Here is a 13,323-nt window from a genome sequence, read left to right as displayed (position 1 = left end):
TTTGCGCGGCCTGTCGACTCCACGACAGGCCGCCTTGGCCTGCACCCTACCGTGCGTTTTGCCGACCTTTGTCCCGGGCGGTCTTCTGTGCAGTGGAATCGTGAGACGTGCCGCCCGAGCCATCCGGGCGCTTGGCGTCGTTATCCCGCTCAGCTTCGCCATCGGGTCCCGCCCCGGCACCGGGCATCGGCTTTTTGTCGTTCGGCTTGTTCATGATCCTGCCTACCCTTTGCTGTGTTCAGGTGAGCTCGGGCCAGTGCCCCGCTTGATCCCACGCGGGCCGGCAACACCCCAGATGACCAGCCCGACCACCGGGAATATCACCAACAGCAAAGCCCACATGATCTTGGTGGCATCGGATTTGTCGCTACGAAACACGCTGACGATCGCCCATAGGTCGACCAGCAGGATGATCGCTACCACGGCAATCCAGAAATACGTCACGGGGTCAGTCATGACCACTCTCCTCTTCCAATGGCGAACGCAATGACCGGCGCGCGGAGCGCGAGGCCTCTACCAAAGAGGAAGCCATGGCCGCCAGCAAAGTTCAGCCGGCCTCGATGCTGCAAGGATGAGTGGACACCAACATTCCCTGAACCAAAGGCCGGACGTGCACGTCCATCGCTAGGAGGCGCTTGGCGTCTGGGAGACGAAGATGAACGAAGACGAGCAGGTTTCCAGGCAGTATCCGGTCGAAGAGAACATGTCGATGCAGCGCCGTGTCTGGCGCTTCGAACGGGTCGGCTGGTATGTGCTGTTGCTGATCGTGCTACTGGCCCTGGCCGGCGTCTTCGGCAATGGCCCGCTGAGCGATGCCAGGGTCGTGAGCAGTGATGGCCGGCTGCAGGTGGACTACCAGCGGCTGAGTCGCGTGGGCACCACCGACAGCCTGCGCATCACCGTGCGTGGCACTCCCGGCGAGCCGGTGCAGTTGCTGCTGGGTGGCTCGCTGCTGCGCGAGGCCAGCATCGAAACCCTGCAGCCCGAGCCACAGGCCTCACGTTCGCACGGCAAGGCGCTGCTGCTGCAACTGGGCACCAGCGACGACGGCGTCGCCACACTGTACCTGACCTTGCGCAGCGAGCACGTCGGCGGCCTCGAGGGCGTGGCCAGGATCGGCCCGACCACTGCCGTGCGCTTTTCCACCTTCCTCTACCCCTAGGAGCGTTCCATGGACTCGATCCTGCGCGCCGCAGGGATGTACCTGGCCTTGATGGTGCTGTTTCGTGTGGCAGGCAGGCGTTCGTTGGCCGACCTGACCACGTTCGATTTCGTGTTGCTGATGATCATCGGCGAGGCCACCCAGCAGGCCCTGCTCGGCGACGACTTTTCCTTCATCAACGCCATGCTGGTGATCGCCACGCTGATCGTGCTGGATGTGGGCCTGTCGCTGGCCAAGCTCAATTCAAAGCGCCTGGCCCGGCTGCTCGACGGCCATGCCACGCTGGTGGTCGAACAGGGCCGCTTCCTTCACCAGCGTATGCGCCGTGCACGCCTGACCGAGGACGACATCCTCGAATCGGCGAGAGACAGCCAAGGCATCGAGCAGGTCGAACAGATCAAGTTCGCCATCGTCGAGCGCAACGGCAAGATCTCCATCATCCCCCGGGACTGAGCGCCCGCATCGGACTCGAACTCTGCAGCAAGCGAGTCGGTCGGAACTGGATACCCAGGCTAGGAGGCAAACCGTGGACGGAATTTCGATGGATGACAGGCAACACGGCGAACCTCAGCGGGACGACGGCGGATGGCTTGCCCTGGAGGCCTATGCGGCGCTTGGCGACGGGCGCTCGGTGGCGCTCATCGGCCTGGACGGCTCGATCGACTGGTGGTGCGTGCCGCACATGGACTCGCCGCCGCTTTTCGACCGGATACTGGCGCCGCAAACCGGGGGCTACTTCGCCATCACCCCACGCGAGCCGTTCACCTGCGAGCGCCGTTACCGGCCGGACAGCAATGTCCTGGAAACCCTGTTCATCACCGCCAACGGCCGCGCGCGCCTCACCGAATCGCTCAACAGCGGCCCGGCCGGACGCCTGCCCTGGGCAGAGCTGGCGCGCCGCGTCGAATGCCTCGACGGGCATGTCGACCTGGACATCGCCATCGACTTCGGCACCCAGGCCGACACCGTCAGCCCTTACCTGGCGGCCAACGGCAATGGCTGTGTATTCCACGCCGGCGACATCCTGGGGATGTTCCTGCACGACGACCGTTTGCAGATCGAACGCAAGGACGACATGGGCGTGCGCGCTTTCATTGGCCTGGCGCGGGGTGAACGCAGCGTGCTGGCGATGATCGCCGGCCGCAACGAGCCGTTGGTGGTGCCGCCGCTGGAGCTGGTGGACGAGCGTATCGACGGCTCGGACCGGGAGTGGCGGCAATGGTCGCGCAGTCTGGTCTACGATGGCCCGTACAAGTCCTTCGTGGTACGCAACGCCCTGGCACTGAAGTTGTTGCTGTCCTCGCCCAGCGGTTCGATCATGGCCGCCGCGACCACCTCATTGCCCGAGCGTATTGGCGGCCCGAAAAACTACGACTACCGCTTCGCCTGGGTGCGCGACGCCGGCTATACCATCGAGGCCTTTCTCGCCATCGGTGCGCAGCCCGAAGCCAAGGCCGCCTTCACCTGGCTGCTGCGCCGCCTGGCAGAACATGGCGCGCACGTTTTCTACACCCTCGACGGAGCGCTGGGCGACTGCACCCGCGCCATCGACCTGCCCGGCTACAAACAGTCGCCGCCGGTGGTCGGCAACGACGCCAGGGACCAATTGCAGCATGGGGTGTTCGGCGACATCTTCGAGACCGCGCGCTGCTTCATCGACAGCGGCAACATCCTCGATGCCCACAGTGCGCAGTTGCTGGCGAGGCTTGCCGACCAATGCGCGGACTGCTGGCGCCAGGCCGATGCCGGGATCTGGGAACTGCCCCAAACCCAGCACTACACCACGTCAAAGATCAGCTGCTGGCAAGCCCTGAGCCGTGCCATCGAGCTGGCCGATAACGGCCACCTGCCCACAACCTGCCGTGAACGCTGGGACCGTGAGCGTGAACGGATTCGCGATTGGATCGAGCAGCATTGCTGGAGCGAGACTCACCAGGCGTACCTGTTCTACCCCGGCAGCGCCCGCCTGGACGCCTCGATCGCCCTCGCCGTGCGTTTCGGCTACCCCTCGCAGGATCGGCTGCGCAGTACCCTGGAGGCAGTGCAGCGCGAACTCGCTGCCGGGGCATTCCACTACCGCTACAGTCAGGCAGCCGAGGAAGAAGGCTGTTTCCTGGCGTGCACTTTCTGGATCATAGAAGCCTGGGCCCTGCTCGGCCAACGCGAACGCGCCGAAACGGCGTTGCGGCAGGCCGTGGATGGGCTTGCCCATGGAGTGGGCATCTACTCGGAGATGATCGACCCGGACAACGGCCAGTACCTGGGCAACCTGCCCCAGGGCCTCTCGCATCTCGCGGCGCTGCGCGCAGCGCTGGCTATCGCCGGTTACGGCCCCCAGCGCTGAAATCGACCTGCGCGCCGGAGCCGGCGCGCAGGCATCAGGTCACTCGGTCGGTGATTCGGTATTGATGTAGTCCGGCGCGCTCGCCAGGGCAAACGTGCGGCGCTGCTCGCGCCGAGGTTGCTGGCGCGGCGGTAGCGATTCCAGGCGCTGCGGTTGCCCGGTTTCGAGCGCCTGCTCGATGGCCAGGATCACCCGTACGTCGCGCCAACCCTCCTCGCCGTCAGGCTCGGGGGTTTCATCGTTGAGGATGCAATCGGAGAAATAGGCCGTTTCGCCGGCGAACTGGTCCACCACCGGATTGACGTGGACCCGCGTCTCTCCATCGATGGTGGCGCGATAGCTGATCGACACCCCTTCGCCATAGCCAAAGCACGGCGACGCTTCGATTTCGCCCTTGGTCCCCAGCAACTGGAAGCGCTCGGTATCCGGCAGGCTATAGCTCACGGTGAACTGCGCCAGGCGTTCGTCCGGGAAGCGCAGGCTCACCGTGACAGTGTCCCAGGTGTTCATTTGGCTGCCTGGGCTACGGACGCCGAGCGCGGACACCTCGATCGGTTCGGCATTGAACAGTTGGCGCACCATGTTCAGCGGGTACGGCCCCATGTCCGGCACCGGGCCGGCGGCGAAGCCGTTCTGAGTACGATGATTGCTGGCCTTGACGGTCTGGGTGAAGGTCGAGGTGAACAACCGTGGCTCGCCGAAGTTGCCCGCATGCACCCGTCCGATCATGTCCAGCGTGCCGGGTTCGCAGTGCAAGCGGTAGGCGACCATCAGCTTGGCGCCCGAGCGCTTGGCGGCCTCGATCATGGCCAGGCAATCGGCTTCGGTGGTGGCCATGGGTTTTTCCAGCAGCACATGGATGCCCGCCTCCAGCGCCGGCACCACGAATTCGCGATGGCGGAAGTTGGGCGTGGCGACATACACCGCGTCGATTTCACCCGAGGCGAGCAGCGCCGGGTATTCGTCGTAGGCGTAGGCCAACAGGCCATAGTGGCCCGCCAGCACCCGCGCCTTTACCGGGTCACCGGTAACCAGGGCCGTCATCACCGAATTGTCGGTCTGGCCGACACCTGGCATGAACGCACCTTGGGAAATCGCCCCCCCGGCCACTACTGCATAACGAACCTTGCCTTGTGCGTCAGGCATTGACTCCTCCTCGTTTGCGGACAAATGCGGAACTCACGAGGAAGTTGGCAAGCGCAGCAGCGCCGCAGTTCCATCTTTTTGCCCACGGCTGTCACGCCATCAGGCGCGTCGCCTGCTCCACTGCGCCATCAGCGGTCCCTTTCCACCTGCCAGGGGGTCTTCCTCGGGCAGCGGCACCTGGGCGATGCGCATCAACGTGCGGGCGTGGGAGCCCGAAGCGGGCCGCTGGATCTCATAGTTCTCCTGCCCTCGCGGGTAGGCACCGACGACGAGAAAATCGTCGCTGTGCTCGATGCAGCGATGGCCAGTGCCGGCCGGCAGCACCAGCACGTCGCCTGCGCGAATGGTCAGTGTCTGCCCCGACTGGCCGCCCAGGGTGACCCGGGCATGGCCGCTGGCGACCCCGAGGGCCTCGTGGGCGTTGGGGTGGAAGTGGTGGTAGTCGAAGATGCCGCCGCGCCACAAAGCACTCCAGCGGTGCTCGGCACACAGGGCCTCGAATTCGGCGGCTTTATCTTGCGTCGCACCCAGCCGCGAGGGGTACAGCAGGACCGGCAATGCGCTGTTCGGGGTAGCGCCGTCATCGCCAAAGTAAAGGGTTTGCACGGATTTGCCTGGTGCAGGGGACATTGGCCTCTCCTTGGTTGCCAATCGGTGTGGGACATCTATCGCGGTTGGCAAGCCGGAAGCGGTCGGGGTTCCATCTTTTCGGTGATTGGATCCAACTCACTCGAACTCCAAGCTGTAACCCACCCCATACACCGAGCGCAGCGGATCCTGCCCAGGCGCGATCGCCGTCAGCTTGCGCCGCAGGTTCTTCACATGGCTGTCGACCGTACGGTCGGCCACCACGCGGTGGTCCTGGTAGATATGGTTCATCAGCTGATCGCGCGAGAGCACCTGCCCCGGGCGGGCCGCCAGCGCCGCCAACATGCGAAATTCCACCGGCGTCAGGTCCAGCGCCACGCCTTGGTAGCGGGCATGGAACGTGCGCGCATCCAGCTCCAGCCCGAGGGTCGGTGCCTGCGCGCCGCTGCGGCGCAACACTGCCTTGACCCGCGCCACCAGTTCGCGGGGCGAGAAGGGTTTGCAGATATAGTCGTCGGCGCCCAGTTCCAGCCCCAGCAGCCGGTCGATCTCGTCGACCCGGGCGGTCATCATGATCACCGGCATATGGCTGAAGCCACGCAGCTCCCGGCAGATATCCAGGCCATCGCGGCCCGGTAGCATCAGGTCGAGCAACATCAGGTCGTAGTGCTGCTGGCGGATCGCCGGGATCACCGCCAGGCCATCGGCCAGATGTTCGACCTGGTAGCCACCTGCGCGCAGGTAATCGCCTACCAGCGCTGCCAGCTTGGGTTCGTCCTCGACCAGGAGAATCTGCGCCTGGGTCATTCATCATCTCCTGCAACGGGAAGTGCCAGGGCCAGCAACAGGCCGCCCAGGGCCGAAGGTTGGGCAGTGAGCTTGCCGCCGTGCACCTCGGCGATGCCTCGGCAAATGGCCAGACCCAGGCCGGTGCCGCCGCTGGCCCGGTTGCGCGAGCGTTCGGCGCGATAGAAGCGCTCGAACAAGCGCGCCAGCGACTCGGCATCGACGCCCGGCGCGCTGTCTTCGCACTGCACCAGGATCTCATCGCCGACCTGCAACGCGCGCAATATCGTCTGCCCGCCCCGGTCAGTGTAGCGTCGGCTGTTTTCCAGCAGATTGTGCAGCAGTTGGTTCAACCGCGACTCGTCACCCAGCACCCACAAGGGCTCCCCAGGCAACTCCAGGTGCAACTGCAGGCCGCGTTCGGCGAAGCTGGCGGCGAACGCCTCGGCGACCACCGGCAACAGCACGCACAAGTCGATGCGTTCACGCCGGTAGGTGGGCCCACCGACTTCGGCCAGCGACAGGTCGAACAGGTCGTCGACCAGCTTGCTCAGAGCCCCCACCTCGCCCTGCAACGAGCGCAAGGCCTGGCCATCGAGCGGGCGGATACCGTCTTCCATGGCCTCGAGCTCGGCGCGCATCACCGCCAGCGGGGTGCGCAGCTCGTGGGAAATATCGGCCATGAAGTCGCGGCGCATACGTTCGTTGCTGGCCAACGTCGCCGCCATGCGATTGAAGTCACCCGCCAGTTGCCCGGCCTCGTCCGCCGAGCGCACCGGCAGATGAATGGCGTAGTCCCCGGCAGCCAGGCGGTGGGTGGCACTGGCCACTTCACGAATCGGTCGCAACAACGCCCGGCTGAGCCACCATGCAATCACCGCCGTGCCCAGCAGGCAGGCCAGGCCGATGAGCAGGCTCGAGCGCAGTTGATTGAGCTGGAAGCGCCGGTCGCCGACGCTGGCCACCGACTGCAACGGCGCCAGCGCCATCCAGCCGACCACCTGGTCCTGGTGATGAATCGGGCGCAGGGTCATCTCCGCTTCGGGCGCCTGGTAGCCGATGATCGGCCGCCGCTCGGCGTCGAGCAGGGCAAAGCGCACGAACGCGCCGGTCAGGTCGGACACAGTCAGCAGCCGGGGGTCGAAGGTCTTGTCCGGGGTGGCATCCTCTGGGCGCAGCAGTTCGAACCATTGGTCCTTGTCCTGGCGGATGAAGTCCCAGCTACCGTGCTCGGCATAGGCCTGTTCGACCCGCGGGACGATGCGGTCCATGCGCTCCTCGGCCTGCTGGTTGAGATAGCCGAGAAAGCCGTACTTCAAGCTCAGATAGGCGGCGAAGACCATGCCCAGCACGGCGAAGGTGCACACCGCGAGCATGGCGAGGAAAAACTTGCTGGAAAGGTTGATTCTCATGGTGACGCCGCGCTGCGTAATTGCCGACATTGAAGCGCGCCACTCCCCTGCCCGCAAGGCGCATTGGCCAATCTCCATGCTTTCTGCACATTGCCTGCACAATTGCCGAGCACCCTGGCACCAGTCAAATTTCCTGGCTCGGAGCCCTCGGATGCCCACACTGTTCCAGACCCTGTTCATTACCCGCTCGCCCCTGGCGCGCGCCTTTCTGCTGGGCGCCGGCCTACTCGCCATGGCAGGTTGCCGCGAGGACAATCAGCCACCCCCCGCCGCCGTACAGGAAGTGGCCGTGCTCGACGTGAGCAGTGAACCGCTGGCCCTGAGCACCACCTTGCCCGGCCGGGCCAATGCGCACCTGATCGCCGAGATCCGTCCGCAGGTGGGCGGCATCATCCAGAAGCGGCTGTTCACCGAAGGTGACACGGTCAAGGCCGGCCAGGCCCTGTACCAGATCGATCCGAAGCCGTTTGAGGCCACCCTGGCCCAAGCTGACGCCTCGGTCAATTCGGCACGCGCCACACTGAAGGCTGCCGAGCTCAAGGCCAAGCGCGACGCCCAATTGGTCAAGCTCGACGCCATCAGCGCCGAAGACAACGAAAGCGCCCAGGCCGCCCTGCTCGAAGCACGCGCCAGTCTGCAATCGGCCCAGGCCAGCCAGCGCACGGCCAAGATCAACCTCGACTACACCCGCATCAACGCCCCGATCGAGGGCCGTACCGCCACCTCGTCGGTCACCCCCGGCGCCCTGGTAACGGCCGAGCAGACCACCGCCCTGACCACGGTGCAGCAGCTCGACCCGATCTACGTCGACTTCACCCAGCCCAGCGCCACCCTGCTGCGCCTCAAGCGCGAGCTGGCCGAAGGCAAGCTCGCACCGGCCGAGCAGAAGGATGCCGCACGCATCACCCTGCAACTGGAAGACGGCAGCACCTACGAGCACGAGGGCACCCTGACCTTCAACGGCGTGAGCGTGGACGAGAGCACCGGCAGCGTGACCTTGCGCGCCCTGGTCCCCAACCCCGAGGGCCTGCTGTTGCCGGGCATGTACCTCAAGGCCACCTTGCAGGAGGGCGTGCAGCAGAACGCGATCCTGGTGCCGCAACAGGCCGTGGCCCGCGACGAGCGCGGCGGCGCCACCGCGCTGGTGGTGGTCGACGGCAAGGTGCAGCAGCGCGAACTGACCCTCGACCGCGCCGTGGGCAACCGCTGGTGGGTCAGCCAAGGGCTCGCCGAAGGCGACCAGGTGATCGTCCAGGGCCTGCAGAAAGTGCAGGTCGGCCAACCGGTCCAGGTGCGCGATGCCAGCCTGACCGCAACCAACGACAGCCACTGAGGGCGCTCCCATGGCACGCTTCTTCATCGACCGACCGATCTTCGCCTGGGTCCTCGCGATCCTGGTGATGCTCGGCGGTGGCCTGGCGATCTCCACCTTGCCGCTGGCCCAGTACCCCAATATCGCGCCGCCGCAAATCACCCTGAGCGCCACCTACACCGGTGCCTCTGCCAAGACCATGGAAGACTCGGTGACCCAGGTCATCGAGCAGCAGATGACCGGCCTGGATGGGCTGACCTACATGTCGTCGAGCAGCAGCTCGGCGGGCAGCGCCACCATCACCCTGACCTTCGAGGCCGGGACCGACATCAACACTGCGCAGATGCTGGTGCAGACCAAGCTCGAGCAGGCCAAGGCGCGGCTCCCCGACACCGTGCAGCAGCAAGGGATCAAGATCCGTAACTCGGCCAGTGACTTCCTGATCATCGTCTCGCTGGTTTCGGACAACCCCAACGTCAGCGCCACCGACATCAGCGATTTCATCTCCAGCACCCTTTACGACCAGATCAGCCGGGTCAACGGCGTGGGCCAGGTGACCACCCTGGGTTCGAGCTATGCCATGCGCATCTGGCTCGACCCGGACAAGCTCAAACAGTACTCGCTGATGCCGTCCGACGTCACCAGTGCCCTCCAGGCGCAGAACGTCGACACCTCCGCCGGCCAACTCGGCGCCCTGCCCGCCCGCACCGGCCAGCAACTCAACGCCACCATCAGCGCGCGCAGCAAGCTGCAGACTGCGGCGCAATTCCGCGACGTGGTGCTCAAGCATTCCAGCAATGGCGCTGTGGTGACCCTGGCTGACGTAGCGCAGGTGGAACTGGGCAGCGAAAGCTACGATGTGGTCGCCGAGCACAATGGCCAGCCTTCCGGGGGCATGGCAGTGAGCCTGGCCACCGGCGCCAATGCCCTGGATGTATCGGAAGCGGTACAGGCCAAGCTTGCCGAACTGGAGCGGTTTTTCCCCAGCAACCTGCAATTGCGCACCGAGGTTGCCTACAACACCGCGCCCTTCGTGAAGATTTCCATCGAGGAAGTGGTCAAGACACTGTTCGAGGCCATCGTCCTGGTGGTGTTGATCATGTGCCTGTTCATGCAGAACCTGCGCGCCACGCTGATCCCGGCCATCGCCGTGCCGGTGGTATTGCTGGGCACCTTCGGCGTGCTGGCATTGCTGGGTTACTCGATCAATACCCTGACCATGTTCGGCATGGTGCTGGCCATCGGCCTGCTGGTCGACGATGCCATCGTGGTGGTGGAAAACGTCGAGCGGATCATCGCCGAAAAAGGGCTGCCGCCGCGTGAGGCGACACGCCAATCGATGGGCGAAATCAGCGGCGCGCTGGTCGGCATTGCCGTGGTGCTGTCGGCGGTGTTCGTGCCGATGGCCTTCTTCGGCGGCTCCACCGGGGTGATCTACCGGCAGTTCTCGGTGACGCTGGTGGCGGCCATGACCCTGTCGGTACTGGTGGCCATGACCTTGACGCCAGCGCTGTGCGCCACCCTGCTCAAGCCCGGTGCCACCCATGGCGAGCCTCGTCGCGGATTCTTCGGTTGGTTCAACCGCAACTTCGAGCGCACCGCGCAACGCTACCAGCGCGCTGTCGGCGGCGTCTTGGCCAAACCCCTGCGCAGCCTGCTGGTGTACGCGCTGGTGCTCGGCGGCGTGGCGCTGATGTTCCACAAACTGCCGACCGCGTTCCTGCCCGAGGAAGACCAGGGCATGCTGATGATGCAGATCACCCTGCCGGTAGGCAGCACCGACGAACGCCTGCAGACAGTGATCCGCGAGGTCCAGCAATACATGTTGCAACAGCCGGAGGTGGCATCGCTGCTGAGCGTACGCGGCCTGGGCAATGGCGGTAACGCGCAGAATGCCGGGCGTGGTTTCATCAAGCTCAAGGACTGGGACGAGCGCCAGGGCGAGGAGCACAGCGCCGCCGCCGTGGCGCGCAGGGCCAACATGGCATTGTCGAAGATCCTCGATGCCAACGTGTTCGTGATCGCGCCTCCCGCCATCCAGGGTCTGGGCCAGAGTTCTGGCTTTGACGTGCAACTGCAAGACCTCGGCGGCCTGGGCCATGCGCAGTTGCTCAAGGCACGCGACCAGTTCATCGCGCTGGCCGCCAAGGACCCGCGCCTGGCCAACGTGCGCGCCCAAGGCCTGGAAGACACGCCGCAACTGAACATCGACATCGACGACCGCAAGGCCGGTGCCATGGGCGTGGCCGCCAGCGATATCAACGACACCCTGAGCACGGTGATGGGCGGTAGCTACGTCAACGACTTCCTCGATGCCGGGCGGGTGAAGAAGGTCTACCTGCAAGGTGAGGCCAGCAAGCGCATGCAGGCCGAGGACATCGGCGACTGGTACGTGCGCAACGACAGCGACGCGATGGTGCCGCTGTCGGTATTCACCAGCACCCACTGGACCACCGCTTCGCCGCTGCTCGAACGCTTCAACGGTTTCGGCTCCTACGAACTGGTTGGCGAACCTGCCTCGGGGGTGAGTTCGGGCGATGCGATGGCTGGCGTCGAGGAGATCATGGCGCAGTTGCCCGAAGGCATCGGCTATGCCTGGACCGGGCAGTCCTACCAGGAACGCCTAGCAGGCAACCAGGCCCCGTTGCTGTACGCCATTTCGATGTTGTTCGTGTTCCTTTGCCTGGCGGCATTGTACGAAAGCTGGTCGGTGCCGTTCGCGGTGATGCTGGTGGTGCCGGTGGGTATCCTCGGCGCCCTGCTGCTGACCGGCCTGCGCGGGCTGTCGAATGACGTGTACTTCCAGGTCGGCCTGTTGACCACCGTGGGCCTGGCGGCGAAAAACGCCATCCTCATCGTCGAATTCGCCAAGGAAGGCTACGAGCGGGGCCAAGGCCTGCTGGAGGCAACCCTGGAGGCCGTGCGGATCCGCCTGCGGCCGGTGCTGATGACATCGCTGGCGTTCATCCTCGGCGTGCTGCCGCTGGCATTGAGCAGCGGTGCCGGTGCCGGCGGGCGCCAGGCGATCGGTACCGGGGTACTGGGCGGCATGCTCGCCGCCACGGTGCTCGGCCTGTTCTTCATTCCTTTGTTCTATGTGCTGGTGCAACGCCTGGCTGCACGCCGCGTTAACGCCCAAGCACCGACTCCTGCTAGCGGAGAAGCCTGATGCGCCTGTCCCCTCTGTATTTGTTGTGCGCCCTGGCGCTGACCGGTTGCGTCAACCTGGCGCCGGACTACCAGCAACCGGCGGCGCCGGTGGCCGAGCAATGGCCGGCATACGCCAGCAGCGGCCAGCAGAGCGCCGATATCGCCTGGCAGTCGCTGTTCGTCGACGCCCGCCTGCGCGATACGGTGGCGCTGGCCCTGGCGAACAACCGCGACCTGCGGGTAGCGGCGCTGAACGTCGAGTATCAGCGGGCGCAGTACCGCATCCAGCGCGCCGAGCTGTTCCCTGCGGTGTCGGCCAGCGCTGACGGCAGCCGCCAGCGCTCGGTGTCGAGCAGCAGTTCCGGGGTCAGCAGCCAGTACAGCGTCGGCCTTGGTGTGAGCAGCTACGAGCTGGACCTGTTCGGCCGCCTGGACAACCTCAAGGATGCCGCCCTGCAAGACTACCTGGCGCTGGAACAGACCCGTCGCAGCACCCAGTTGAGCCTGGTGGCCGAAGTGGCCACGGCGTGGATGACCTTGGCCGCCGACCAGCAATTGCTGGCCCTGGCCAACGACACCTATGCCAGCCAGCAGAAAACCTACGCGCTGGTGCAGCAAAGCCACGCCCTGGGCGGTGACTCCGGGCTGAGCCTGGCGCAAGCGCGCAGCACGGTGGAGTCGGCCCGGGCCGATGCCGCCAACTATGCGAGCCAGGTCGAGCAGGACCGCAACGCCCTGGAACTGCTGGTCGGGCAGCGCCTGGAGGACCGGCTGCTGCCCGATACCGGCAAGCTCGACACTGCGGTGCTGGTCGGCGTGCCGGCGGGTCTGCCGTCGTCACTGCTGCAGCGACGCCCGGATGTGCTGGCCGCAGAGCATACGCTCAAGGCGGCGAACGCCGACATTGGCGCCGCACGCGCGGCGTTCTTCCCCAGCGTGACCCTGACCGCCACCGGCGGCAGCGCCAGCGGCGAGTTGTCCGGGCTGTTCAAGGGGGGCAGCAAGGCCTGGAGCTTCGCCCCATCGATCAACCTGCCGATCTTCAATGCCGGCAGCAACCGCGCCAGCCTCGATGCCGCCAAGGTGACCCGCGAGATCGAGGTGGCGACCTACGAAAAGACCTTGCAGACCGCCTTCAGCGAGGTGGCCGATGCGTTGTCGGTGCGGGCCCATATCAGCGAGCGGCTCGACGCCCAGCGTAACCTCACCGAAGCGACGGACAAGGCCTTTGAGCTGTCGTCAACGCTCTACAAGCAAGGCTCGGAAAGCTTCCTGGAAGTACTGGACGCGCAGCGCTCACTGTACTCGGCGCAGCAGTCGCTGATCAGCCTGGAACTGGCCGAGCAGGTCAACCGGGTGACCTTGTACAAGACGCTGGGCGGCGGCTGGGAGGGCTGACGCCATCATTGGCGCCCCTGCAGAA

General features: G+C 65.5%; 12 protein-coding genes. 6 read left to right on the top strand and 6 right to left on the bottom strand.

Going from position 1 to position 13,323, the window contains the following annotated elements:
- Positions 1-46: 46 nt before the first annotated feature.
- Both E6B08_RS30835 and E6B08_RS12790 read right to left on the bottom strand, forming a co-directional pair.
- Positions 47-214 (bottom strand): hypothetical protein, encoded by a 168-nt coding sequence (locus E6B08_RS30835; protein ID WP_192938659.1) that lies wholly within the window; start codon positions 212-214, stop codon positions 47-49.
- Between the two features lie 8 nt (positions 215-222).
- Positions 223-456, bottom strand: coding sequence for a PLD nuclease N-terminal domain-containing protein (locus tag E6B08_RS12790; RefSeq protein WP_136914341.1), 234 nt, complete (start codon positions 454-456; stop codon positions 223-225).
- A 199-nt stretch (positions 457-655) separates the two neighbouring features.
- On the opposite strand from E6B08_RS12790, the gene E6B08_RS12785 reads away from it, so the two are divergent.
- The 3 genes from E6B08_RS12785 to E6B08_RS12775 all read left to right on the top strand — a co-directional run bounded on the left by E6B08_RS12785 (position 656) and on the right by E6B08_RS12775 (position 3,506).
- Positions 656-1,162, top strand: a complete 507-nt coding sequence (locus E6B08_RS12785) for a hypothetical protein (protein WP_136914340.1) — start codon at positions 656-658, stop codon at positions 1,160-1,162.
- Between the two features lie 9 nt (positions 1,163-1,171).
- Positions 1,172-1,615, top strand: coding sequence for a DUF421 domain-containing protein (locus tag E6B08_RS12780; protein WP_136914339.1), 444 nt, complete (start codon positions 1,172-1,174; stop codon positions 1,613-1,615).
- Between the two features lie 88 nt (positions 1,616-1,703).
- Positions 1,704-3,506 carry a glycoside hydrolase family 15 protein gene (locus E6B08_RS12775; RefSeq protein WP_136914338.1) on the top strand — a complete coding sequence of 601 codons (1,803 nt, stop codon included), beginning with the start codon at positions 1,704-1,706 and terminating at the stop codon, positions 3,504-3,506.
- A 39-nt stretch (positions 3,507-3,545) separates the two neighbouring features.
- Here E6B08_RS12775 and E6B08_RS12770 read toward each other — a convergent pair whose 3' ends face one another.
- The 4 genes from E6B08_RS12770 to E6B08_RS12755 form a co-directional block, all read right to left on the bottom strand.
- Complete coding sequence (locus tag E6B08_RS12770) at positions 3,546-4,652, bottom strand: Gfo/Idh/MocA family protein (RefSeq protein WP_136914337.1); 1,107 nt, start codon at positions 4,650-4,652, stop codon at positions 3,546-3,548.
- Positions 4,653-4,751: 99 nt separating this feature from the next.
- Positions 4,752-5,282: a cupin domain-containing protein gene (locus E6B08_RS12765; RefSeq protein WP_136914336.1), complete on the bottom strand. Its 531-nt coding sequence runs from the start codon at positions 5,280-5,282 to the stop codon at positions 4,752-4,754.
- Between the two features lie 96 nt (positions 5,283-5,378).
- A complete protein-coding gene (locus E6B08_RS12760; RefSeq protein WP_136914335.1) occupies positions 5,379-6,047 on the bottom strand; it encodes a response regulator in 669 nt (222 codons plus the stop codon).
- Entirely contained in the window at positions 6,044-7,438 is a 1,395-nt protein-coding gene (locus E6B08_RS12755) for an ATP-binding protein (protein WP_136914334.1), read from the bottom strand. The genes E6B08_RS12760 and E6B08_RS12755 overlap by 4 nt, the downstream gene beginning before the upstream one ends.
- A 151-nt stretch (positions 7,439-7,589) precedes the next feature.
- Here E6B08_RS12755 and E6B08_RS12750 point away from each other — a divergent pair, with 151 nt between their 5' ends.
- From E6B08_RS12750 to E6B08_RS12740, 3 genes are read left to right on the top strand one after another with little or no spacing between them, the layout of a single operon-like run.
- Positions 7,590-8,771, top strand: coding sequence for an efflux RND transporter periplasmic adaptor subunit (locus E6B08_RS12750; RefSeq protein WP_136914333.1), 1,182 nt, complete (start codon positions 7,590-7,592; stop codon positions 8,769-8,771).
- A gap of 10 nt (positions 8,772-8,781) precedes the next feature.
- Entirely contained in the window at positions 8,782-11,919 is a 3,138-nt protein-coding gene (locus tag E6B08_RS12745; protein ID WP_136914332.1) for an efflux RND transporter permease subunit, read from the top strand.
- A complete protein-coding gene (locus E6B08_RS12740; RefSeq protein WP_136914331.1) occupies positions 11,919-13,298 on the top strand; it encodes an efflux transporter outer membrane subunit in 1,380 nt (459 codons plus the stop codon). The genes E6B08_RS12745 and E6B08_RS12740 overlap by 1 nt, the downstream gene beginning before the upstream one ends.
- Positions 13,299-13,323 lie beyond the last annotated feature (25 nt).

The sequence above is a fragment of the Pseudomonas putida genome, assembly GCF_005080685.1.
GTDB lineage: Bacteria > Pseudomonadota > Gammaproteobacteria > Pseudomonadales > Pseudomonadaceae > Aquipseudomonas > Aquipseudomonas putida_V.
Note: the sequence above shows the minus strand (reverse complement) of the source record. Positions and strands in the feature narration are given on the sequence as shown.

Bases quoted from the DNA above. Each gene is read 5' to 3' on its own strand.
- E6B08_RS30835 (WP_192938659.1), bottom strand. From the start codon at position 214: ATGAACAAGCCGAACGACAAAAAGCCGATGCCCGGTGCCGGGGCGGGA.
- E6B08_RS12790 (WP_136914341.1), bottom strand. From the start codon at position 456: ATGACTGACCCCGTGACGTATTTCTGGATTGCCGTGGTAGCGATCATC.
- E6B08_RS12785 (WP_136914340.1), top strand. From the start codon at position 656: ATGAACGAAGACGAGCAGGTTTCCAGGCAGTATCCGGTCGAAGAGAAC.
- E6B08_RS12780 (WP_136914339.1), top strand. From the start codon at position 1,172: ATGGACTCGATCCTGCGCGCCGCAGGGATGTACCTGGCCTTGATGGTG.
- E6B08_RS12775 (WP_136914338.1), top strand. From the start codon at position 1,704: ATGGATGACAGGCAACACGGCGAACCTCAGCGGGACGACGGCGGATGG.
- E6B08_RS12770 (WP_136914337.1), bottom strand. From the start codon at position 4,652: ATGCCTGACGCACAAGGCAAGGTTCGTTATGCAGTAGTGGCCGGGGGG.
- E6B08_RS12765 (WP_136914336.1), bottom strand. From the start codon at position 5,282: ATGTCCCCTGCACCAGGCAAATCCGTGCAAACCCTTTACTTTGGCGAT.
- E6B08_RS12760 (WP_136914335.1), bottom strand. From the start codon at position 6,047: ATGACCCAGGCGCAGATTCTCCTGGTCGAGGACGAACCCAAGCTGGCA.
- E6B08_RS12755 (WP_136914334.1), bottom strand. From the start codon at position 7,438: ATGAGAATCAACCTTTCCAGCAAGTTTTTCCTCGCCATGCTCGCGGTG.
- E6B08_RS12750 (WP_136914333.1), top strand. From the start codon at position 7,590: ATGCCCACACTGTTCCAGACCCTGTTCATTACCCGCTCGCCCCTGGCG.
- E6B08_RS12745 (WP_136914332.1), top strand. From the start codon at position 8,782: ATGGCACGCTTCTTCATCGACCGACCGATCTTCGCCTGGGTCCTCGCG.
- E6B08_RS12740 (WP_136914331.1), top strand. From the start codon at position 11,919: ATGCGCCTGTCCCCTCTGTATTTGTTGTGCGCCCTGGCGCTGACCGGT.